At 58.9% G+C, this 20,103-nt stretch carries 28 protein-coding genes; 18 read left to right on the top strand and 10 right to left on the bottom strand.

Features of this window, described 5'->3' with window-relative positions; all coding sequences use genetic code 11:
• Positions 1-439: DUF6538 domain-containing protein (locus FN828_RS20535; RefSeq protein WP_328592211.1), on the top strand; the 439-nt coding region annotated here is incomplete at its 5' end.
• Between the two features lie 20 nt (positions 440-459).
• Here FN828_RS20535 and fnrL read toward each other — a convergent pair.
• The gene (fnrL, locus tag FN828_RS12360) at positions 460-1,206 is read right to left on the bottom strand and encodes a transcriptional regulator FnrL (protein WP_142493788.1); all 747 of its coding nucleotides are present in this window, start codon (positions 1,204-1,206) and stop codon (positions 460-462) included.
• 67 nt (positions 1,207-1,273) lie between these two features.
• Here fnrL and hemN point away from each other — a divergent pair, with 67 nt between their 5' ends.
• The 5 genes from hemN to FN828_RS12385 all read left to right on the top strand — a co-directional run bounded on the left by hemN (position 1,274) and on the right by FN828_RS12385 (position 5,046).
• Entirely contained in the window at positions 1,274-2,629 is a 1,356-nt protein-coding gene (hemN, locus tag FN828_RS12365) for an oxygen-independent coproporphyrinogen III oxidase (protein WP_142493789.1), read from the top strand.
• A 25-nt stretch (positions 2,630-2,654) separates the two neighbouring features.
• Positions 2,655-3,563 carry an endonuclease/exonuclease/phosphatase family protein gene (locus tag FN828_RS12370; protein WP_142493790.1) on the top strand — a complete coding sequence of 303 codons (909 nt, stop codon included), beginning with the start codon at positions 2,655-2,657 and terminating at the stop codon, positions 3,561-3,563.
• Positions 3,564-3,644: 81 nt separating this feature from the next.
• The gene (fmt, locus tag FN828_RS12375) at positions 3,645-4,550 is read left to right on the top strand and encodes a methionyl-tRNA formyltransferase (protein ID WP_142493791.1); all 906 of its coding nucleotides are present in this window, start codon (positions 3,645-3,647) and stop codon (positions 4,548-4,550) included.
• A gap of 13 nt (positions 4,551-4,563) precedes the next feature.
• Entirely contained in the window at positions 4,564-4,800 is a 237-nt protein-coding gene (locus tag FN828_RS12380; protein ID WP_142493792.1) for a hypothetical protein, read from the top strand.
• 9 nt (positions 4,801-4,809) lie between these two features.
• Positions 4,810-5,046, top strand: a complete 237-nt coding sequence (locus FN828_RS12385; RefSeq protein WP_142493793.1) for a GlsB/YeaQ/YmgE family stress response membrane protein — start codon at positions 4,810-4,812, stop codon at positions 5,044-5,046.
• An 87-nt stretch (positions 5,047-5,133) separates the two neighbouring features.
• Here FN828_RS12385 and FN828_RS12390 read toward each other — a convergent pair whose 3' ends face one another.
• From FN828_RS12390 to ispH, 5 genes are read right to left on the bottom strand one after another with little or no spacing between them, the layout of a single operon-like run.
• Positions 5,134-5,757 carry a trimeric intracellular cation channel family protein gene (locus FN828_RS12390; protein WP_142493794.1) on the bottom strand — a complete coding sequence of 208 codons (624 nt, stop codon included), beginning with the start codon at positions 5,755-5,757 and terminating at the stop codon, positions 5,134-5,136.
• Positions 5,754-6,221, bottom strand: a complete 468-nt coding sequence (rnhA, locus tag FN828_RS12395; RefSeq protein ID WP_142493795.1) for a ribonuclease HI — start codon at positions 6,219-6,221, stop codon at positions 5,754-5,756. Before rnhA ends, FN828_RS12390 begins: the two co-directional genes overlap by 4 nt.
• Positions 6,214-6,807, bottom strand: coding sequence for a class I SAM-dependent DNA methyltransferase (locus FN828_RS12400; RefSeq protein ID WP_142493796.1), 594 nt, complete (start codon positions 6,805-6,807; stop codon positions 6,214-6,216). The genes rnhA and FN828_RS12400 overlap by 8 nt, the downstream gene beginning before the upstream one ends.
• On the bottom strand, positions 6,804-7,196 hold the full coding sequence (locus FN828_RS12405; protein ID WP_328592212.1) for a DUF3429 domain-containing protein: 393 nt from the start codon (positions 7,194-7,196) through the stop codon (positions 6,804-6,806). The genes FN828_RS12400 and FN828_RS12405 overlap by 4 nt, the downstream gene beginning before the upstream one ends.
• A gap of 55 nt (positions 7,197-7,251) precedes the next feature.
• A complete protein-coding gene (ispH, locus tag FN828_RS12410) occupies positions 7,252-8,214 on the bottom strand; it encodes a 4-hydroxy-3-methylbut-2-enyl diphosphate reductase (protein WP_142493797.1) in 963 nt (320 codons plus the stop codon).
• Positions 8,215-8,343: 129 nt separating this feature from the next.
• On the opposite strand from ispH, the gene FN828_RS12415 reads away from it, so the two are divergent.
• Positions 8,344-8,778, top strand: coding sequence for a c-type cytochrome (locus FN828_RS12415; RefSeq protein WP_142493798.1), 435 nt, complete (start codon positions 8,344-8,346; stop codon positions 8,776-8,778).
• Positions 8,779-8,832: 54 nt separating this feature from the next.
• Here the strand turns inward: FN828_RS12415 and FN828_RS12420 are convergent, their stop codons facing one another.
• Positions 8,833-9,402 carry a LabA-like NYN domain-containing protein gene (locus FN828_RS12420; RefSeq protein WP_142493799.1) on the bottom strand — a complete coding sequence of 190 codons (570 nt, stop codon included), beginning with the start codon at positions 9,400-9,402 and terminating at the stop codon, positions 8,833-8,835.
• 141 nt (positions 9,403-9,543) lie between these two features.
• Here FN828_RS12420 and folK point away from each other — a divergent pair, with 141 nt between their 5' ends.
• From folK to era, 11 genes are all read left to right on the top strand, one after another.
• On the top strand, positions 9,544-10,110 hold the full coding sequence (gene folK / locus FN828_RS12425) for a 2-amino-4-hydroxy-6-hydroxymethyldihydropteridine diphosphokinase (protein WP_142493800.1): 567 nt from the start codon (positions 9,544-9,546) through the stop codon (positions 10,108-10,110).
• A gap of 78 nt (positions 10,111-10,188) precedes the next feature.
• Positions 10,189-10,548: a DNA-directed RNA polymerase subunit omega gene (gene rpoZ, locus FN828_RS12430; RefSeq protein ID WP_142493801.1), complete on the top strand. Its 360-nt coding sequence runs from the start codon at positions 10,189-10,191 to the stop codon at positions 10,546-10,548.
• 33 nt (positions 10,549-10,581) lie between these two features.
• The gene (locus tag FN828_RS12435) at positions 10,582-12,714 is read left to right on the top strand and encodes a RelA/SpoT family protein (RefSeq protein ID WP_142493802.1); all 2,133 of its coding nucleotides are present in this window, start codon (positions 10,582-10,584) and stop codon (positions 12,712-12,714) included.
• Positions 12,715-12,733: 19 nt separating this feature from the next.
• Positions 12,734-13,396 carry a DUF2062 domain-containing protein gene (locus FN828_RS12440; protein ID WP_142493803.1) on the top strand — a complete coding sequence of 221 codons (663 nt, stop codon included), beginning with the start codon at positions 12,734-12,736 and terminating at the stop codon, positions 13,394-13,396.
• A 44-nt stretch (positions 13,397-13,440) separates the two neighbouring features.
• A complete protein-coding gene (locus FN828_RS12445; RefSeq protein WP_142493804.1) occupies positions 13,441-14,190 on the top strand; it encodes a pyridoxine 5'-phosphate synthase in 750 nt (249 codons plus the stop codon).
• Positions 14,187-14,504 (top strand): RNA 2'-phosphotransferase, encoded by a 318-nt coding sequence (locus tag FN828_RS12450; RefSeq protein ID WP_142493805.1) that lies wholly within the window; start codon positions 14,187-14,189, stop codon positions 14,502-14,504. The genes FN828_RS12445 and FN828_RS12450 overlap by 4 nt, the downstream gene beginning before the upstream one ends.
• Positions 14,501-14,902 (top strand): holo-ACP synthase, encoded by a 402-nt coding sequence (gene acpS, locus FN828_RS12455; RefSeq protein WP_142493806.1) that lies wholly within the window; start codon positions 14,501-14,503, stop codon positions 14,900-14,902. The genes FN828_RS12450 and acpS overlap by 4 nt, the downstream gene beginning before the upstream one ends.
• Positions 14,903-14,956: 54 nt before the next feature.
• The gene (gene lepB, locus FN828_RS12460) at positions 14,957-15,787 is read left to right on the top strand and encodes a signal peptidase I (protein ID WP_142493807.1); all 831 of its coding nucleotides are present in this window, start codon (positions 14,957-14,959) and stop codon (positions 15,785-15,787) included.
• Positions 15,784-16,473: a ribonuclease III gene (gene rnc / locus FN828_RS12465; RefSeq protein WP_142493808.1), complete on the top strand. Its 690-nt coding sequence runs from the start codon at positions 15,784-15,786 to the stop codon at positions 16,471-16,473. Before lepB ends, rnc begins: the two co-directional genes overlap by 4 nt.
• A gap of 5 nt (positions 16,474-16,478) precedes the next feature.
• Entirely contained in the window at positions 16,479-17,351 is an 873-nt protein-coding gene (locus tag FN828_RS12470; protein WP_268987211.1) for a DMT family transporter, read from the top strand.
• Between the two features lie 54 nt (positions 17,352-17,405).
• Positions 17,406-18,314, top strand: a complete 909-nt coding sequence (gene era / locus FN828_RS12475) for a GTPase Era (protein WP_142493810.1) — start codon at positions 17,406-17,408, stop codon at positions 18,312-18,314.
• A 158-nt stretch (positions 18,315-18,472) separates the two neighbouring features.
• Here the strand turns inward: era and def (FN828_RS12480) are convergent, their stop codons facing one another.
• From def (FN828_RS12480) to def (FN828_RS12490), 3 genes are read right to left on the bottom strand one after another with little or no spacing between them, the layout of a single operon-like run.
• A complete protein-coding gene (gene def / locus FN828_RS12480; protein WP_142493811.1) occupies positions 18,473-18,967 on the bottom strand; it encodes a peptide deformylase in 495 nt (164 codons plus the stop codon).
• A complete protein-coding gene (def, locus tag FN828_RS12485) occupies positions 18,964-19,461 on the bottom strand; it encodes a peptide deformylase (protein WP_142493812.1) in 498 nt (165 codons plus the stop codon). The genes def (FN828_RS12480) and def (FN828_RS12485) overlap by 4 nt, the downstream gene beginning before the upstream one ends.
• On the bottom strand, positions 19,458-19,976 hold the full coding sequence (def, locus tag FN828_RS12490) for a peptide deformylase (RefSeq protein ID WP_142493813.1): 519 nt from the start codon (positions 19,974-19,976) through the stop codon (positions 19,458-19,460). The genes def (FN828_RS12485) and def (FN828_RS12490) overlap by 4 nt, the downstream gene beginning before the upstream one ends.
• Positions 19,977-20,103: the final 127 nt, after the last annotated feature.

Consider the following 20,103-nt stretch of genomic DNA (forward strand, 5'->3'; position numbering starts at 1 on the left):
AACTGGGGCAACCGCCCCAAAAGGAGGAGTCATGCGTATTGCTTACGCGTATCTCAAACAACAAACGTGGCTGTATCGCCGCAACTATCCCAAGGTCCTGCAACCTGTGCTGGGTCAGGCGCTGAAACAGTCCCTCAAAACCGGGGATGCCAAGGAAGCCAAGGTCCGGGCGGCGGAGGTTAACGCCCTCTATGAGACAATCGTGGCGAAAGCCCGTGAAGGTATCGTTCAGGGCCGCCCTGAGCCGGTTAAGGTCGCTCCCCCGGATAAGCAGTCCTTCTTTGGTAAGCAACGAATGACGGCAATGTCCGCACTGCGGACCTTGAACTACCCTGCGCAGACTGTCCGCTTTAGGCGCTTTTTTAGGCGCTTTACCACGCAGAACGCAGAGCTGGGGGGATACGCGGTAGCAGCAAGATCGGGCAAGCAATCCAACTAGCCCCGACCTTGGGCCGGTAATCAAGCCAGCATCCCGCCGTCTGCGTCGTCGCCTGCTTCTTCCATCAGGCGGGTGAAATCCGGCACAGTGACGTGGCGCTTGCCTTCCAGATGAATCACCCCATCGCGTTTCAGCGCGGAAATCTGGCGGCTGACCGTTTCCAGCGTCAGGCCCAGATAATCCGCCATCGCCTCGCGCGTCAGGGGCAGGTCGAACACCAGCGCCCCCTGCGTCGGGCGCAGGTTCAGAGAGGCGTCCCGCCGTGCGATGATCGACAGCAAGGATGCGATTTTTTCGCGGGCGGTTTTCCGGCCCAGCACCAGCATCCATTCGCGGGCCGCATCCAGTTCATCCAGCGTCATTTCCAGCAACCGCTGCGCGATATGCGGGGTGCGCTCCATCATCTGTTCAAATGGTTTCTTGCGGAAACAGCACATCACCAGATCGGTTGTCGCCACCACATCATAGGCCGACCCTTCGCGCCCCGGACGCCCCACGAAATCCGATGGCAGCAGCAGGCCGACCATCTGGGTGCGCCCATCCTCCATCGTTTGGGTCAGCGTGGCGATGCCAGACACGACCGAGCCGACAAAATCCATTTTGTCGCCGGACCAGATCACCGTTTGGCCAGCTTCAAAGCTGCGGTAATACTTGATCTCTTCCAGCCGCTCTAATTCATCGGTTTCGCACCGGGCACAAACAGCCCTGTGGCGAATGGGGCATTCCTCACAATTATGATTGTGAGAGACTGTCTCTTCCTTCAGCATGTCGGTCCGTCGCGCGCTTGATCTGGGTCAAGGATGACCCGTCCTGTTTCCCCTAAAGGCTAGGCCTATGGAAACGAAAACGCAACTTGCAAAACTGGGGCTGTTTGACGCGAAGGTACCTCGTTACACGAGTTACCCAACGGCGCCTCACTTCTCGAACGATGTCGCTCCGGGCGATTTCTCTAACTGGATCAAGGAGATACCGCCGGGGTCCGATATTTCGCTCTATGTGCATGTGCCTTTTTGTCGCCGCCTGTGCTGGTTTTGCGCCTGTCGCACACAAGGCACCCAAAGCGAATCCCCTGTCCGCGCTTATTTGGAAACCCTGAAGGCCGAACTGCACCTTCTGAAACGCGATTTGCCCGAAGGTGTGCGCCTGAATCGGCTGCATTGGGGCGGCGGCACGCCCACGCTGCTGACCGCCGATATGATGACGGATCTGACCGGGGCCATCATGGATGTGGCACCTTTTGCGGAAGGTTATGAATTTTCGGTTGAAATCGACCCGAATGAAATTGACGATTCCCGTCTGGCCGCGCTGGCCGCTGCGGGGATGAATCGCGCCTCGATCGGGGTGCAGGATTTCGACGACGAGATTCAGAAAACCATTGGCCGAATACAAGGCTACGACGTCACGCGCGACGCCATCGAAGCCATCCGATCCCACGGTGTCTACAGCCTGAACGCAGATATCCTGTATGGGTTGCCACACCAGTCCAAGGAACGAATCACCGAAAGCGTGCAAAAACTTTTGTCGCTGAATCCTGATCGTGTGGCCCTATATGGCTATGCCCATGTGCCGTGGATGGCCAAACGTCAGCAGTTGATCCCGTCAGACGCATTGCCCACTCCGCAGGAACGGCTGGACCTGTTTGAAACGGCACGCCGCCTGTTCGTCTGGGATAACTACGCAGAAATCGGGATTGACCATTTCGCCACCCAATCCGACGGCCTGACCATTGCGCAGAAAACCGGCAAACTGCGCCGGAATTTCCAAGGCTATACCGACGACATGTCCGAGGTTCTGGTTGGTATCGGCGCATCCTCGATTTCGCGGTTCCCGCAGGGCTATGCGCAAAATGCCCCCTCGACCGGGGTTCACACCGGCGCAATCCGCGAGGGGCGCTTTTCCACGGCACGGGGGCACAAGTTTTCGCCCGAGGATAAACTGCGCGGTCGCATCATAGAAATGCTGATGTGTGATTTCCGCACCTACGACGACGAGCTAAAAGACAACTACGGCCTGTCGCAATCTGCGCTGAACACCATGTATGACGTGGCAAAGACAGAATTCGCCGGGATGGTCGAACAAACCCCGGACGGGCTGTTTATTCCGCCCCACGCCCGGCCTTTGACGCGGATGATCGCCCGTGCTTTCGACGCTTACGATCTGTCGAAAGCCGGTCATTCGTCAGCTATCTGAGGCAAAACGTAAAAGGGGGCGAACCATGAAGATCGCCACCTTCAACCTGCAAAACCTGCGCCTGCGCGGCCCCCATTTGGATGGCGCGCGCGACGCAGATGTTCCCGAAGATCAGGGGCCAGAGGCCCGTGCGCTGGATTCGCTGGATCGTCGGCTCAGCGCGCGCGTGATCCGCGATGCAGATGCCGATGTGTTCGCCCTGCAAGAGGTATTCGATCAACCCACGCTGGATTATTTCCACGATCACTATCTGCTTCCTATCGGGACACGCTATCCCTACCGTCTGTGCCTGCCCGGCAATGATGGGCGCGGGCTGGACGTTGCGGTGATGTCGCGCCTGCCGTTACTGAACCCGCTCAGCCATGCGCAGGACACGCCTGCCTCTTTGGGTCTGCGCCTGCCCGATATGCCCTCGGACCAACCCGTCTTTCGACGCGATGTATTGCGCGTCACGGTCGGCGCACTGACGCTTTATATCTGCCATCTGAAAGCCCCCTACCCGGAAACCGACCGCACATGGACCATCCGGCGGGCCGAGGCACTGGCCCTGCGCCACATCGTTCAGCGCGACCAGACAGACCCACGGGCGCTATGGTTGATCCTTGGTGATCTGAACGAACCGATCCGCAGCCCATCTCGCCCTCGTGTGCTGTCTGAACTGGAAACCATCGCCACCGATCTGCTGACCCGCCTGCCCCATCAGGATCGCTGGTCGTGGCACAATCCACATGATCACAGCTATGGCCACCCTGATGCGCTGCTGGCCAGCCCTGCATTTGCCCGACGGTTCCCTGATGCGTGCCCTGGGATTTTACGACAGGGCATGGGGCTGGAAACCCACCGCAACCCCGGCCCGCATCTGCCGCAGGTCGGACATCACCGCCCTCACGCCAGTGATCACGCCGCAGTGGTAATTGAATTACCCGGCCTGTAGATACGGGCTGACACAGGGCTTTCCCCATATCGTCCAACAGCTATGCCGGGGATATTCGGGGACAAAATGAAGGGGCAAAATATGCGGATCGTTTTCATGGGGACACCCGAGTTTTCCGTGCCAGTGCTGGATGCGCTGGTGAAAGCCGGACATGAGATTGCAGCGGTTTATTGCCAGCCCCCCCGCCCCGCAGGGCGCGGGAAAAAGGATCGCCCCACCCCGGTTCATGCGCGGGCTTTGGATCTGGGGCTGGAGGTGCGCCACCCTGTTTCCCTGAAAGGGGCAGAGGAGCAAGCGGCGTTTTCCGGGCTGGCGGCAGATGTTGCGGTTGTCGTAGCCTATGGGTTGATCCTGCCGCAGGCGGTGCTGGACGCCCCGAAACATGGTTGCCTGAACATTCATGCGTCTTTGCTGCCGCGCTGGCGCGGTGCGGCGCCTATTCATCGCGCGATCATGGCCGGGGATGCAGAAACCGGGGTTTGTATCATGCAGATGGAGGCCGGGCTGGACACTGGCCCCGTATTGCTGCGCCGGGCAACGCCCATCGGAGCCGAGGAGACAACAGCGCAATTGCATGACCGCCTGTCCAAGATGGGGTCCACCCTGATTGTCGAGGCTTTAACCCAACTAGAGGCTTTGACACCAGAAACGCAGCCGGAGGCGGGCGTGACCTATGCCCATAAGATCGACAAGGTCGAAGCGGCCGTGGATTGGTCGGCCCCGGCTGAAGAGGTGGATCGTAAAATCCGGGGTTTGTCGCCGTTTCCGGGGGCTTGGGTCGATATTGATGGCGGGCGGCTGAAACTGTTGGCCTCGCGGTTGGTTCACGGGACAGGCGCACCGGGCGAGGTTCTGGATGATATGCTGACCGTGGCCTGCGGAACCGGCGCGGTTCAGATTTTGCGCTTGCAACGGGCTGGAAAGGGGGCGCAGGATGCCAATGAATTCCTGCGCGGGATGCCCTTGCCCAAGGGAACCCGCCTGTAAACCGGAGGGGGCGATGTTTCCCACCCTGATCGGAACGGTCGTAATTGCCGGGATCGTCGGCTATGCCTCGGAGCGGACGGGTTTCACGCGCAATGGCTATATCCCGTCGATCATCATCTGCGTGGGCGGCGCTTTTCTGTTCTATTTTTTGCGGGTCATGTTCAGCTTGCGCTTTGGCGCGCCGGGGGTGGATGCCATCATTTCAGCCGTCGGGGCGCTGATCATCGTCCCGACCCGGTTCCGTAAATAGGAGGATGCGATGGGCATTATCTGGCTGGTGATCATAGGCGCGGCAGCAGGATTTCTGGCAACGCGGCTGATGCGGGTGGAGGCCGATATTATCACAACAGTCGTGATTGGTATGGCCGGGGCGCTGATCGGGGGCTTTGTGCTGCGGTTTCTGCTCAGCATGATGGGCGCTTTTGCCGGGCTGGTCGGGGCGGTTCTGGGGTCTTTGCTTCTGATCTGGCTTTGGCAGACCTATGTGAAAAAATAGCAGATCGTTGCGCCCGTGGCGGGCGTTGCGATCGGATATTTTTTCCAAGAAAGAGCCGCTGGGCCGGTGCTTCTGATCCAGTGTCGGCTATTGCCGTGGCGGACGGCTTTTGTAGACTGGCAAACGCCAACCGAACGCCAAAGACCCCGCCCGCAGCGCCCATGTGGTCAAGGCGCAGGCAGTCAGGGCGACCAGCGCGGAATGATCCAGTGCCTGAGCAATCAGGGCCGCGGCGGACCCGGCAAAAGCGGCGGTGACATACAGTTCGCCCTGTTTCAGGACCAGCGGCACCTCGTTACACACAACATCACGCATCAGGCCGCCGAACGTGCCGGTGATAATGCCCATGATCAGAACGATAGGGGCAGGTTGGTTCAGGCTAAGGGCCAGACTGACCCCGGCGGGCACCGCCACAGCCAACGCCAGACTGTCGAGCCACAGCAAAGCGCGATAGCGGCTTTCCAACAGATGCGCGGTGAAGAAAACCAGCAGCGCGGCACTGGCCGTCACACCGATATAGGCAGGCTGGGCAATCCAGAATACGGCGTCACGGTTCAACAGGACGTCGCGCAGCGTACCACCACCCACGGCGGTCAGACTGGCGATAAAGGCGAAGCCCACCAGATCAAGCTGCGCACGGGACGCCGCCAATGCGCCAGTCAGCGCAAACACCGCGACCGAGGCATAATCCAGCAAGGCCAGCGCCGTCATTGTCCGGCTTTCGTGGGCTTAAACGGGGTCATGCCTGCGCGGGCCAGCTCATCCGCGCGTTCGTTTTCCGGGTGCCCGGCGTGGCCTTTGACCCATTCCCACGTCACATTATGGCGGCGCTGCGCCTCGTCCAGACGTCGCCACAGTTCAACGTTTTTAACGGGCTTCTTGTTTGACGTTTTCCAGCCATTTTTCTTCCAGCCGAAAATCCAGCCGGTGACGCCATTTTTCACATAGGCGCTGTCCGTCACCACAGTAATAACCGAGGGCTTAGCCAGCGTTTCCAGCGCATTGATGGCGGCCAACAGTTCCATCCGGTTGTTGGTGGTGTCCGCCTCTCCGCCAGATAATTCACGTTCTTTCACCACGGCATCGCCGTCCATCGCGCGCAGCAGGACGCCCCAGCCGCCGGGGCCGGGATTGCCGGAGCAAGCTCCGTCGGTATATGCGTATAAATCAGGCATGGGAGGCTACGCTTATCCAATCAGACTCGGCCCCGTCCAGTCCCTTGTCGCGTCCCGGCGTTATTTTCGTGACGGTAAAACCCGCCGCAGCCAGCAGGGACGACACTTCTTCGGGGGTGTAGTAGGTATAAAACCGCCCCAGCCGATCACGTTTTTCGCCCATGCCGGTTTTCAATGCCAAATGAAACCGCCCCTTTGGTTTCAGGGCATGGTGGATGGCGGCCAGATGTCGGGGCATCGCTGCCCGTGGGGCATGAAGCAGGCTGAAGTTGGCCCAGACCCCATGATAAATGGCGGTATCCGTCAGATCATCGAACGTGGCCTGCCTGGCTGTGACCCCATCAATTTGTCCCGCGCGGGCCACCATTTCGGCAGAAGCATCGACCGCCGTAACATGCAGGCCAGCCCGGACCATATGCCTGGCGAAATTCCCCGGCCCACATCCCAGGTCCAGCACTTGCCCCCCTGCGGGCACAGCATCCATGAAGGATTGCAAAAACGGGTCGGGCTGATCGCTGGCGGTGACACGGGCATATTCATCTGCCTGTGCGTCGTAAATGCGAATGGTTTCAGGGTCGATCGTCATAAGGCCGCCGTGATCAGAAGACAGGTAACAGTGGCAAGCGTCAGCGGCAGTCGCAAGGACATCCACCAATCTGGGGTCAAACGGTAACGAGTGAACAGCGCATCCAGCACCAGACTGGCCAGAAAACCGATAGACAGGTTCAGCGCCGCACTACGCGCCCCGCCCCCTGTCATGGCAAATGCCCACACCGCAGGAAGCACCGCCAACACATACCCCAATGAGGCCTTGCCATCACGGGCGCGGGCGGCAAAGCCCCACAGGATCCCAGAGGTAAAGCTAGCATCACCGCGCCAAAGAATATCCCCACATACGGCCCTGTGAACCGGGCAGACAGGGTGCGCACACTCCAGACGGCCAATGGATCGGACAGGGTTGTCAGGGCGCTCCATAAAAAGGGGATCACCCCCGCAACGCCCAGGAATAGCGGCGCACGGGGAATCTGTGTCATGCGCTGGCCTGACCGGGAGTACGAAGCACGCGCGGCACTTTGAATTCCACGTTTTCCTTGGCGGTTTCGACCTCGGAAATGGTTACGGCATATCGGTCGCGCAGGGCGTTGATGACCTCGTCCACCAACAATTCGGGGGCCGAAGCCCCGGCGGTGATCCCGATTGCGCCGATCCCGTCCAGCGCACGCCAATCAATATCCGTGGCCCGCTGCACCAGTTGCGCATAGGCACAGCCGTGGCGCGACGCGACCTCGACCAGACGGCGCGAGTTCGAGGAGTTTGGCGCACCGACCACCAGCATCGCGTCAATCTTGCCCGCCATCGCCTTTACCGCCTCTTGTCGGTTGGTGGTGGCATAACAGATGTCTTCCTTGTGCGGTCCCTGAATGGCCGGAAAGCGGGCCTGAAGGGCGGCGACGATGTCCTTGGTATCGTCAATGGACAGGGTGGTTTGGGTAACAAACGCCAGATTATCCGGGTCACGCACCTGAACCACGGCCACATCGGCGACGGTTTCCACCAGCAGCACCTCGCCTTCGGGCAACTGGCCCATCGTGCCGATGGTTTCGGGGTGTCCAGCGTGACCGATCATAACGATCTGAAGCCCATTATCCGAATGACGTTCAGCTTCGATATGAACCTTGGATACCAAGGGACAGGTAGCATCGACAAAGATCATATCGCGCCGTGTCGCCTCGGCCGGGACAGATTTGGGAACCCCGTGGGCGGAAAAAATGACCGGGCGATCGTCAGGGCAATCTTCCAGTTCTTCCACGAAGACCGCGCCCAGATCACGCAGCCCGTCGACCACGAATTTGTTATGCACGATTTCATGCCGAACATAGACGGGCGCGCCCCATTTCTGGATTGCCATTTCAACGATCTTGATGGCGCGGTCCACGCCTGCGCAAAATCCACGGGGGGCGGCAAGGTAAACGGTAAGCGGCGGTTTTGTCATTCGGGGTCTCCTGCTTCTGGCCAGAGGTAAGCCGAAGGGTGCGCGGGGTCCAGCCCAGAGCCTCACGCAGAGGTGTATTGTTGCGGGACTGTAGCTGTGTTGATCTTGATGGAAAAGGGAAGGTCAAAAATGAAACGGTTTTGCTTTGCGCTGACCTTGGTTGCTGCGCCCGGATGGGCGGATGAGGCTGGGTTTCTGCCCTATCGTGATGCGGTATCGGTTGCTGCCGGGCAGACTGTATATGCGGACAACTGCGCGTCCTGTCATGGCGCAAACCTTGAAGGGCAGGAAAACTGGCGCGAACGCGATGCCGAAGGGTATTTACCCGCACCGCCACATGATCCGTCCGGGCATACATGGCACCATCCCGATGCGCAGCTTTTCCAGATCACGAAGCTTGGGATCGAGAAGCTGGTGGGCAATGGCTATCAGTCACATATGACGGGATTTAATGACGTTCTGACCGATGAGCAAATCGTCTCGGTCTTGGCCTATATCAAAAGCACATGGCCCGCCAAAGTGATCGAAATTCATAACGGCATCAATCAGGACGCCGGGGGATAAGCCATTATACAAATAAAAAACCGGGACGCATCGCCCCGGTTTTTTTGCATGTCATCAATGCGAAGAATAGACACCTTCGCGTTCCGGCGTGATTTCGCGCGGGGGACGACCGATCACCTCTTTCAGCTCGTCCAACTCGATGAAATTATCGGCCTGACGGCGCAGTTCATCGGCAATCATCGGCGGCTGACTGCGGATCGTGGACACGACCGACACCCGAACGCCCTGACGTTGCAGGCTTTCGACCAGCGGGCGGAAGTCGCCATCGCCCGAAAACAGCACGATATGATCAACGCGCGGGGCCAGTTCCATAGCATCCACGGTCAATTCGATATCCATGTTGCCTTTGACTTTGCGACGGCCTTGGCTGTCGGTGTATTCCTTGGCCGGTTTCGTGACCATCGTGAAACCGTTGTAATGCAGCCAGTCCACAAGAGGACGGATAGGTGAATATTCGTCGTTTTCTAATAAAGCTGTGTAGTAAAAGGCCCGCAACAGTTTGCCGCGACGCATGAATTCCTGACGCAGCAGCTTGTAGTCGATATCAAACCCCAAAGCTTTGGCCGCAGCATATAAATTCGATCCGTCGATGAACAGCGCCAGCCGCTCGTCTTTGTAGAACATCAAAAAATCCCTTCCGATTGCGAGACCTGCCTGTCCGTGAGTGTGTGAGTGTAATAGGGAGCAGCAGAGCTCTGAATAAGAATTAAGTTTATCGGAAACAGTGCGCAAGTGGGTTAGTTCACTCGAAAGGATAGGGCGCGAATGACAATTGATCAAGAGATCGTGCTGGCGCTGGGATCGAATCAAAGCTTTGGCGCCCAAGGTCCGGGCGATCTGCTGCGACACGCGCTAGAGCTATTGACCAAAGCAGGCCTGCGCATTCTGCGCCAAAGCAGGTTCTACAAAACCCCGTGCTTCCCGGCGGGGGCAGGACCGGATTACGTCAATGCTGTCGTCACCGCGGCAACCGCCCTGCCCCCAGCAGAGCTTTTGGAATGCCTGCACCGGGTCGAGGCCGAACTGGGCCGCGAACGTCAGACGCGTTGGGCGGCGCGGACCGTCGATATTGACCTGATCGCCTATGGACAAAGGGTTTTGCCGGATCGGGACACCTTTGATCACTGGCGCAACCTGCCCCTGTCGCGCCAGATGCAAGACGCCCCGGATCAGTTGATTTTGCCCCACCCCCGTATGCAGGACCGCGCCTTTGTTCTGGTGCCGATGCGGGACGTCGCGCCGGACTGGTTTCATCCTGTTCTGGGACGTACCGTTGCTCAAATGTGCGAGAGCTTGCCGAAAGAGAGTTTGCAAGAGGTCGAAGCAATTTGATAATTGGCTTGTCAATCCCCATATTTCACAATAGAAAGCGCCTTTCAGACAACCCGCCTCGATGATTGGAGTGCTCATATGGCCCGCGTGACCGTTGAAGACTGCGTAGACAAGGTTCCGAACCGGTTCGAACTGGTAATGCTTGCCGCACATCGTGCGCGCGAAGTGTCCGCTGGTGCCCAGATCACGGTGGACCGCGACAATGACAAGAACCCGGTGGTGGCCCTGCGTGAAATCGCAGAAGAAACCCAATCGGCGGATGAATTGCGCGAACGTCTGATCGAAAGCAATCAGACCCAGATCGAAGTCGACATGCCCGAAGATGACAACATGGCGCTTCTGATGGGTGGCGGCGAAGCGGCGGACAAACCCGCCGAGGACGATATGTCCGAAGAAATGCTGCTGCGTCAGCTTATGGAAGCACAAGGGCAGAGCTAACGGCTCGGCATCAGTCACGGGAAGCGGATTATTATGATCGCGGTTGAAGATCTGATCGCCCTTGTCCGCAATTATAACCCAAAGACAAACGAAGACCTGATCCGGGCGGCCTATGACTTTGGCCGCCTGATGCACGAAGGGCAGTTTCGCCATTCCGGTGAACCGTATTTCACCCATCCGGTTGCCGTTGCCGCAATCTTGACGGAACAGCGGCTGGACGATGCAACCATCATCACAGCCCTGCTGCACGACACAATCGAAGATACGAAAGCGTCCTACCCCGAACTGGAAAAGCGGTTCGGCAAAGATGTGGCCGATCTGGTTGATGGTGTGACCAAGCTTACCAATCTTCAGCTCTCCAGCTCCGAAACCAAGCAGGCCGAAAACTTCCGCAAGCTGTTCATGGCGATGTCCAAGGATCTGCGGGTGATCTTGGTCAAGCTGGCGGATCGTCTGCACAACATGCGCACCATCAAAGCAATGCGCCCGGACAAGCAGATTCAGAAAGCCCGCGAAACGATGGAAATCTTCGCCCCGCTGGCAGGCCGGATGGGGATGCAATGGATGCGCGAAGAACTGGAGGACTTGTCCTTCAAGGTGCTGAATCCCGAAGGTCGGGCCAGCATCATGCGCCGTTTTGTGATGCTGCAAAAAGAAACCGGGGATGTGATCCACCGCATCACCGGCGACATGCGGCAAGAACTGGAAGAGGCGGGGATCGAAGCGCAAGTCTTTGGACGCGCGAAAAAACCCTATTCGATCTGGCGCAAGATGGAAGAAAAGGACATGGGATTTTCCCGCCTTTCCGACATCTACGGCTTCCGCGTCATCACCAACTCGGAAATAGATTGCTACCGTGCGCTGGGGGTGATCCACCAGCGCTGGCGGGCCGTGCCGGGGCGGTTCAAGGATTACATCAGCCAACCCAAATCGAACGGCTATCGGTCGATCCATACCACGGTTTCCGGGCGCGATGGCAAGCGGGTCGAGGTACAGATTCGCACCCGCCAAATGCATGACGTGGCCGAAACCGGGGTGGCGGCGCATTGGTCCTATCGGGACGGCGTGCGCAGCAAGAACCCCTTTGCCGTCGATCCGGCAAAATGGCTGACCAACCTGACCGAACAAATGGGCGGCGAAGAAGACCACGACGCGTTCATGGAAGCTGTGAAGCTGGAAATGTACTCGGACAAGGTGTTCTGCTTCACCCCCAAGGGCGAGGTGGTGAAGCTGCCCAAGGGCGCGACACCGATTGATTTTGCCTATGCCATTCACACCCGGATCGGGAATGCCTGTGTGGGGGCCAAGGTGGACGGGATGCGTGTCCCGCTGTGGACGCGGGTCAAAAACGGTCAGTCCGTTGAGATCATCACCGCCGAAGGCCAGACGCCACAGGCGACATGGCTGGAAATCGCAACGACGGGCAAGGCGAAATCCGCCATTCGCCGGGCGTTGCGGGCTGTGGATCGGGAGCGGTTCATCAAACTGGGGCGGGAACTGGCGCGCTCGGCCTTTGAGCATGTGGGCAAAAAGGCCACCGATAAGGCACTGGATACTGCCGCCCGGCACCTGCGAATCGATGAACGAGACGAGGTTCTGGCCCGTTTGGGCAGCGCGGAACTGACGGCATCCGAGGTCATTCACGCGGTTTACCCCGAACTCAGCTCCCGCGAGGGGGATGAGGTAGAGCCGCACCGCGCCGTTGTGGGCCTGTCCCCCGATCAGCGGTTTGATCTGGCCAAATGCTGCCAACCCCTGCCGGGGGAACGGATCGTTGGCATCACCTATCGCGGCAAGGGCGTGGTGGTTCACGCCATCGACTGCGAAGCACTGGCCGAATACGAAGATCAGCCGGAACGCTGGATGGACCTGCATTGGCACGCTGGCAAACACCCGGCGGTGCATACCGCCACGCTGGATTTGACCATTGGCAACGATGCCGGGGTACTGGGGCGGATTTGCACATTGATCGGCGAACAGAAGGCCAATATCTCGGACCTACATTTTGTTGATCGTAAACCGGATTTTTACCGGCTACTGGTGGATATCGAACTGCGGGATGCGGAACATCTGCATTCGCTGATGTCTGCACTGGAAGCGGAAAGCGATGTCGCCGCCGTTCAGCGCCATCGCGATCCTTCGCGGTCAGGTATGCAGGCAGGGTAAGCAGGAAGGAACCTTTCCCTTGGTGTTCAAACGTCGGGACAGAAGGCCGGTCTGGAAGATCGTGCTAGAATTCTTCTGGCCTCGCGGGGGATGGGGACGCGCTGCAAAATACGTCAAACACCGCCTGCACCGCCTGCCGGATTCGCCTGAAAAAATTGCGCGGGGCATTTTTGCCGGGGTTTTCACGACCTTTACGCCGTTCTACGGGATGCACTTTGTCGTGGCGGGAACAATCGCCTTTATCCTGCGCGGGAATATCATTGCGGCACTGCTTGGGACGTTCTTTGGCAATCCGCTGACCTATGTGCCGATCGGCGTTATCAGCATGAAAACCGGGTATTTCCTGCTGGGTCGGCATGGCGGCGACGATCACGAGGTTCACCGATCACTGGCGGGCAAGTTTCTGGACGCTGGCGAAAACCTGAAAGATAACCTGCTTTCTGTGTTCACGGGCAAGCCTGTGGAATGGCACGAATTGCAGGTGTTCTATGACGAGGTGTTCTTTCCCTACATGATCGGCGGGATACTTCCGGGGATTGTGACGGGACTGGTTGCATATTACATCAGCGTCCCCCTGATCCGGGCCTATCAGCACCGCCGCAAAGGCGCGCTGAAAGCAAAGATTGCCTCGCTGAAGAAAAAAAAGCACAGGCAGGCTGACGAAGCCCCCAAAGCGGACTAGGGTCCGCATTACGGGGTCACGGATTCAAATCGAAGGAGAAGGCGATGAAGCCTTTGAACAAACTGCGCCTTGGTGTGAATATCGACCATGTGGCGACGGTTCGGAATGCGCGGGGCGGGGCTTATCCCGATCCGTTGCGTGCGGCCAAACTGGCACAAGAGGCCGGGGCCGATGGCATTACCGCGCATCTGCGCGAAGACCGCCGCCATATTTCGGACGCGGATATTGATGGTCTGATGGACGTGCTGTCGATCCCATTGAATTTTGAAATGGCGGCCACGCAGGAAATGCAGCAAATCGCGCTGCGGCATAAACCCCATGCGGTGTGTATCGTTCCCGAAAAACGCGAAGAGCGCACAACCGAAGGTGGACTAGAAGTCGCCCGCGAAGAAAACAAGCTGGCGCATTTCATTGCCCCCTTGCGCGAAGCAGGGTGCCGGGTGTCGATCTTTATCGCGGCGGACCAGAAACAAATCGACGCCGCCGCGCGGATTGGTGCGCAGGTGATCGAACTGCACACCGGCGCCTATTGCGACGCCCACGCCGAAGGTCGGTTTGAAGCACGCGATGCTGAACTGGTGTCATTGCGGGACATGTCGGCCTATGCCAATTCGCTGGGGCTGGAAGTCCATGCTGGTCACGGGCTGACCTATGACACGGTGCAACCCATCGCCGCCTTCCCCGAAGTGATGGAACTGAACATCGGCCATTTTATCATTGGCGAGGCGATTTTCCGCGGCCTGACCCCGACCATCCATGAAATGCGCCGCCTGATGGACGAGGCGCGGGCGTGACAGTCGTTGACCCAAGCCTAAAGGCGGCCCCGCCGCCCGATACGCTGTATTATGGGACCAGCGCCACCCTGACGACCACAGCCCTGATCGAAGGGTTGTTGCCGGGGGCGCAATCGCATGTCCGTTTGTTTACCAATCCCGCGTCGGCCCGCAAGGCAAGCGACGGGAACGGCAAACAGGTGGTTTTCACAGTGTACGCACGGGCCGCCTATGACGAAGGGCAACCGTTCTGGGTTCTGGAAAACGGTGTTTGGCTGACCACTGCGGTAGAGCGGGATTGCCTGTATCTGCCGCCAGTGCGGGGGGCCGAATGATCCTGGGTATTGGCACCGATCTGGCGAATATCGACCGTATCGCCGGAACGCTGGATCGGTTCGGGGATCGGTTTCGCAACCGCGTCTTTACCGAAACGGAACAGCGTAAAGCAGAACGCCGCAAGGACGTGGCCGGAACCTATGCCAAGCGCTGGGCCGCAAAAGAGGCATGTTCCAAAGCCTTGGGAACCGGGCTGCGGATGGGGATTTCGTGGAAGGACATGGCCGTCAGCAATCTGCGCACCGGCCAGCCCGTGATGGAGGTTACTGGCTGGGCGCGGGAACGGCTGGATCAGATGACGCCGCCGGGACACGAAGCGATCATTCACGTTACTTTGACTGACGATCACCCTTGGGCGCAGGCCTTCGTGGTGATCGAAGCCCGCCCATTGCCTTGACACCCACGACGCGGCCCCGCATGTAGCGGACAACGGATTGCAGGAGAATTGCCGATGGCCAAGAAGGACAAAAAAGACAGCGGTCTGGTCGAAACCATCAAGACCGTGGTCTATGCCCTGCTGATTGCAGGCGTGTTCCGCACCCTGTTTTTCCAACCGTTCTGGATTCCGTCCGGGTCGATGAAAGACACGCTTCTGATCGGGGACTTCCTGTTTGTGAACAAGATGGCCTATGGGTATTCCTATGCCTCTTGTCCCACGGTGCGTCTGGGCGGTTTCGTGATCGACGCCAAGGATATTTGCGGGTTTATCGACGGTGATAATACCCGGATCATGGCGTCCGACCCCGAACGCGGTGATGTGATCGTCTTCCGCCATCCGGTGTCTGGCATGGATTACGTCAAACGCCTGATCGGGCTGCCCGGCGATACGGTGCAGGTGAAACAAGGGCTGCTGTATATCAACAACAAACCCGTTCAGGTGGCAGATGCAGGCGTGTTCGAGGAATTGGCCGAACCACAGGGGCCGCAAGGGCTGCGCCCGCGCTGTGAAAATGGCCCCGTCGGCACGGGTGGCATTTGCAAAAAATCGCGCCAGACAGAAACGCTGCCCAATGGCGTCAGCCATGATGTGCTGAATATCGGCAATCAGCAATCGGATCATACGCCGGTCTATACCGTTCCGGCTGGGCATTATTTCTTCATGGGGGATAACCGCGACAATTCGACCGACAGCCGCGTACCGCAAACCGTGGGCGGCGTGGGCTATGTGCCGTTTGAAAACCTGATCGGTCGGGCAGACCGGATCATGTTCTCCTCGGCGGGGCGGTCGCTGTTTGCTTTCTGGACGTGGCGGTCTGATCGTTTCTTCAAGGGGATCGAGTGAAAATTTCAGCGGATCTGAAGGCCTTCGAGGGCCGGATTGGGCATCAGTTCACCCGGCCCGAACTGCTGCTGCGCGCGGTGACGCATTCTTCGGTGTCCTCGCCATCGCGGCAGGATAACCAGCGGCTTGAGTTTATGGGCGACCGTGTTCTGGGGCTGGTGATGGCCGAGGCGCTGCTGTCAAAAGACAAAGGCGCATCCGAAGGACAACTGGCCCCGCGGTTTAACGCGCTGGTGCGCAAGGAAACCTGCGCCGATGTCGCGCGGCAAATCGGCTTGGGCGAGGTGCTGAAACTGGGGCGGTCTGAAATGCTGTCTGGCGGGCGGCGCAAAGAGGCGCTTTTGGGTGACGCGATGGAGGCCGTGATTGCCGCAGTCTATCTGGACGGTGGCCTTGATGCGGCGCGGAGACTGATCCTGACCCATTGGGGCAAACGGATCGACAAGGTGGATACCGATGCCCGCGATGCAAAAACCAGCCTGCAAGAATGGGCGCAGGCACGGGGACAACAACCGCCAACCTATACCGAACAGGCCCGCAGTGGCCCCGATCACGCCCCGGTTTTCACCATCGCTGTCACCTTGCAAACGGGTGAAACGGCGCAGGCACAGGCCGGATCCAAACGACAGGCAGAACAGGCCGCCGCCAAGACGTTGCTGGACCGCCTGTCGGCTGACAACGGTTGACCGCGTTGCACGCGACCGGAAATGGACGTGGAGCCGCCTTTATGGTGCTGGCGATGGCGGCCTTTGCTATCGAAGATGTGCTGTATAAATCCGCCAGTCAGATATTCCCGGCTGGCCTGTCGCTGATCCTGTTCGGGGGCATCGGAACGGTGCTGTTCGCGGGATTGTCCCTGTCGCGCCGCGAACGGATATTGCATCCGGCGATGCTCAGCAAACCGCTGCTGATCCGCACAGGTTTTGAATTGGGCGGGCGTTTGTTTTACGCGCTGGCCCTGGCGCTGACGCCGCTGGCCAGCACCTCGGCCATTTTACAGGCAACGCCGCTGGTTGTGGCGCTTGGGGCGGTGTTCGTCTTTGGTGAAACCGTGGGCTGGCGGCGCTGGCTGGCGATGGCGGTCGGGTTTGGGGGTGTCTTGCTGATCCTGCGCCCGGCACCGGGCAGTTTTGAACCCGCGTCGATCTTTGCCGTGCTGGGGATGATCGGATTCGCCGGGCGTGATCTGGCAACCCGCGCCAGCCCCGCCACGATGTCGATGGCGCAGCTTGGCACGCTGGGATTTGGCGTGGTGACAAGCGCGGGGATCGTTCTGGCGCTGGTGTCAGGGGATACGTTGCAAATACCGCCCGTGCCGGTGGTGCTGCGGCTGGCGGGGGCCGCGATTGTGGGCGTTGTCGCTTACGGCGCCCTGACGCAGGCGATGCGCTGCGGTGAAATCGGGTTCGTGGCACCATTCCGCTACACAAGACTGGTTTTCGCCCTTATCCTTGCAGTTGTGATCTTCGCGGAACGCCCGGACCAGTTGACGCTGATCGGCGGCGCTGTGATCGTCGGAAGCGGCCTATATTCGTTGTTGCGCCAACAACGCAAGGCGGGCTAGCGGTCCGTTCCGTTTTCCGCTAAGAGCCAGAGCTTGATGCATGGAGAGACACCTATGACCACGCGCGCGGGCTTTGTTGCCCTGATTGGCGAACCGAATGCCGGTAAATCCACATTGACCAATCGCATGGTCGGGGCGAAGGTTTCGATCGTAACGCATAAGGTGCAAACCACCCGCGCCCGCATTCGCGGCGTCGCGCTGGAAGGCGACGCGCAATTGGTGTTCGTGGACACTCCCGGCCTGTTCACCCCGCGCCGCCGTCTGGACCGGGCAATGGTTGCCGCCGCATGGGGCGGGGCCGCAGATGCCGATGTGATCGTCCTGCTGGTCGAAGCCCATCGCGGGATCACCGAAGGGGTAGAACGCATTCTGGACGGGTTGGGCGATCTGGGTCAGGGCCGCACCATCGCGCTGGCCATCAACAAAATCGACCGGGTCAAGGCCGAGGTTCTGCTGGCGCTGTCACAATCCCTGAACGAACGGTTCACCTTTGCCAAAACCTTTATGATTTCGGCGGAACGCGGCTATGGCGTGGATGATCTGCGCGAATGGCTGGCAGGCGAAATGCCCGAAGGTCCGTGGCTCTATCCCGAAGACCAGATCGCCGATTTGCCCCTGCGCATGATCGCCGCCGAAATCACCCGCGAAAAGCTGACCCTGCGCCTGCATCAGGAATTGCCCTATCAGTTGACCGTCGAAACCGAGAAATGGGAAGAGCGCAAGGATGGGTCGGCCCGGATTGATCAGGTCGTCTATGTCAGCCGGGATGGCCACAAAGGCATCGTTCTGGGCAAGCGTGGCGAAACGATCAAAGCAGTCAGCCAAGCCGCGCGGCAAGAACTGGAAGACTTCCTTGGCCGCCGTATCCACTTGTTCCTTCAGGTAAAAGTCCGCGAAAACTGGCAGGAAGAAGCTGAACGTTATTCCGAAATGGGTCTGGATTTCCGCGACGGTAATAGCTAACGCGCGACCCCTTACAGGCCCAAGGCAGTCCCCCTTGGCAACGCAGTCACAAATGATCCCCACCGGCTTCTTTCTGATTGCCAATACTCCCGCCGGAGGCCCGGAAAATTTCAAATTTTCCGGTCAAAATTCTTTGTACGAATTTTGCAATCCCCGCCTTACCGGAATTTCCGCGCCTTACGGATCAGCATGTCGCGCTTCATCTTCGACAGATGATCAAAATACATCTTGCCATTCAGATGGTCGATCTGATGCTGAACGCTGGTCGCCCACAGCCCAACAAAATCCCGCTCTTCAACCTCTCCTGCCTCGTTCAGAAATCGGACCGTCACCGCGCGGGGCCGTTCGATCCGGGCGTGGACGCCGGGCAGGTTCGGGCTGGCCTCGTCATGGGGACGGAACTGAACGCTGGAATGCAGCACTTCGGGATTCGCCATGCGCACCGCCTGCCCGCGCGCTTCGGACGCATCCACAACGGCCAGGCGCTGCATGACGCCGATCTGCACCGCAGCCAGCCCGACACCGGGCATGGCTTCCATCGTGTCGATCATATCGGCCCAGATTGCCCTTGTTTCATCGGTAATCATCTCAACCGGATCGGCCACGGTACGCAGCCGCTTGTCCGGCCAGGGGATACATTTCCGAACGGTCATTTCTGCGCCTCCAGATAAGCGCCTTCGATACGGGCGCGATCGCTATCCCCGATCCGGTCAAAGATCACACACCCGTCCAGATGGTCATATTCATGCAAGGCGCAACGCGCCTCGAACCCGGTCAATTCGCGCCGGATCATTGCGCCATCCAAACCCCGCCAACGCAGCAGCACAGATACCGGGCGCTCAACCTCAACCGGCGCATTCGGGATCGACAGGCAGCCTTCTTCTCCTGTCGCAGTTTCCGCGGACAGGGATATGATTTCCGGGTTTATACAAACCTCGGGCGTTGGGTTGCCCTCTTTCCAGCCGCAGTCCATCACAAACATGCGCTTCATGACGCCAACCTGCGGGGCTGCCAGCCCGCGCCCCGGCGCATCATACATGGTTTCCAACATCGCCGCCGCCAAATCCGAAACATCCTCGTCCCCGACTGGGGCACAGACCTGCGACAAACGGGGATCGGGCCATTTCAGGATTGGCAGAATGCTCATGTCCGCGCCCGTTCGCGTTTCAATTTCTGCATTTTGCGGGTGATCATCTGGCGCTTCAGCGGTTTCAGATAATCAATGAACAGCTTGCCGTTCAAATGGTCGATTTCGTGCTGAACACATGTCGCCCACAGACCTGCAAAATCTTCTTGCTGCTCTTTACCGTTCCGGTCGATCCATTTCACGGTCACTTCGGCTGGGCGGGTCACTTCGGCGTATTGCTCGGGGATGGACAGGCAGCCTTCTTCATAAACGCTGGTCTGATCCGACGCAGCGACCACCTCGGGGTTGAACATGATCAACGGTCGCGGGGTTTCGCCCTGTTCTTTCACGCAATCCAGCACGATCAGGCGATCCAGCACACCGATTTGCGGCGCCGCCAAACCAACGCCCGGCGCGTCATACATGGTTTCCAACATGTCGTCAGCCAATGTACGCAAATCATCAGACAGGTCTGGCACAGCAGCACAGACCTTTTTCAGGCGGGGATCGGGATGGATCAGGATCGGACGTATCATATTCGAGGATTTAGGATATGGTCACAGCCCGCGCAATGGGCCAAAATTTTGCACTCTCCACAAGGGCAATACGCTAAAAGTCACATTATCCCGATTTATCGACATAAATCAGATAAATTTCCCATAT

This window comes from Thalassovita litoralis, from assembly GCF_900182725.1.
Lineage (GTDB): Bacteria > Pseudomonadota > Alphaproteobacteria > Rhodobacterales > Rhodobacteraceae > Thalassobius > Thalassobius litoralis.

Coding starts and splice junctions, on each gene's coding strand:
- FN828_RS12380 (WP_142493792.1), top strand. CDS start 4,564: ATGTTTCCCACCCTGATCGGAACGGTCGTAATTGCCGGGATCGTCGGC.
- lepB (WP_142493807.1), top strand. CDS start 14,957: ATGGCCAAGAAGGACAAAAAAGACAGCGGTCTGGTCGAAACCATCAAG.
- era (WP_142493810.1), top strand. CDS start 17,406: ATGACCACGCGCGCGGGCTTTGTTGCCCTGATTGGCGAACCGAATGCC.
- rpoZ (WP_142493801.1), top strand. CDS start 10,189: ATGGCCCGCGTGACCGTTGAAGACTGCGTAGACAAGGTTCCGAACCGG.
- def (WP_142493812.1), bottom strand. CDS start 19,461: ATGAGCATTCTGCCAATCCTGAAATGGCCCGATCCCCGTTTGTCGCAG.
- FN828_RS12390 (WP_142493794.1), bottom strand. CDS start 5,757: ATGACGGCGCTGGCCTTGCTGGATTATGCCTCGGTCGCGGTGTTTGCG.
- def (WP_142493811.1), bottom strand. CDS start 18,967: ATGACCGTTCGGAAATGTATCCCCTGGCCGGACAAGCGGCTGCGTACC.
- folK (WP_142493800.1), top strand. CDS start 9,544: ATGACAATTGATCAAGAGATCGTGCTGGCGCTGGGATCGAATCAAAGC.
- fnrL (WP_142493788.1), bottom strand. CDS start 1,206: ATGCTGAAGGAAGAGACAGTCTCTCACAATCATAATTGTGAGGAATGC.
- FN828_RS12420 (WP_142493799.1), bottom strand. CDS start 9,402: ATGTTCTACAAAGACGAGCGGCTGGCGCTGTTCATCGACGGATCGAAT.
- FN828_RS12435 (WP_142493802.1), top strand. CDS start 10,582: ATGATCGCGGTTGAAGATCTGATCGCCCTTGTCCGCAATTATAACCCA.
- ispH (WP_142493797.1), bottom strand. CDS start 8,214: ATGACAAAACCGCCGCTTACCGTTTACCTTGCCGCCCCCCGTGGATTT.
- FN828_RS12445 (WP_142493804.1), top strand. CDS start 13,441: ATGAAGCCTTTGAACAAACTGCGCCTTGGTGTGAATATCGACCATGTG.
- FN828_RS12405 (WP_328592212.1), bottom strand. CDS start 7,196: ATGGAGCGCCCTGACAACCCTGTCCGATCCATTGGCCGTCTGGAGTGT.
- hemN (WP_142493789.1), top strand. CDS start 1,274: ATGGAAACGAAAACGCAACTTGCAAAACTGGGGCTGTTTGACGCGAAG.
- acpS (WP_142493806.1), top strand. CDS start 14,501: ATGATCCTGGGTATTGGCACCGATCTGGCGAATATCGACCGTATCGCC.
- rnhA (WP_142493795.1), bottom strand. CDS start 6,221: ATGCCTGATTTATACGCATATACCGACGGAGCTTGCTCCGGCAATCCC.
- def (WP_142493813.1), bottom strand. CDS start 19,976: ATGATACGTCCGATCCTGATCCATCCCGATCCCCGCCTGAAAAAGGTC.
- fmt (WP_142493791.1), top strand. CDS start 3,645: ATGCGGATCGTTTTCATGGGGACACCCGAGTTTTCCGTGCCAGTGCTG.
- FN828_RS12400 (WP_142493796.1), bottom strand. CDS start 6,807: ATGACGATCGACCCTGAAACCATTCGCATTTACGACGCACAGGCAGAT.
- FN828_RS12370 (WP_142493790.1), top strand. CDS start 2,655: ATGAAGATCGCCACCTTCAACCTGCAAAACCTGCGCCTGCGCGGCCCC.
- FN828_RS12385 (WP_142493793.1), top strand. CDS start 4,810: ATGGGCATTATCTGGCTGGTGATCATAGGCGCGGCAGCAGGATTTCTG.
- FN828_RS12415 (WP_142493798.1), top strand. CDS start 8,344: ATGAAACGGTTTTGCTTTGCGCTGACCTTGGTTGCTGCGCCCGGATGG.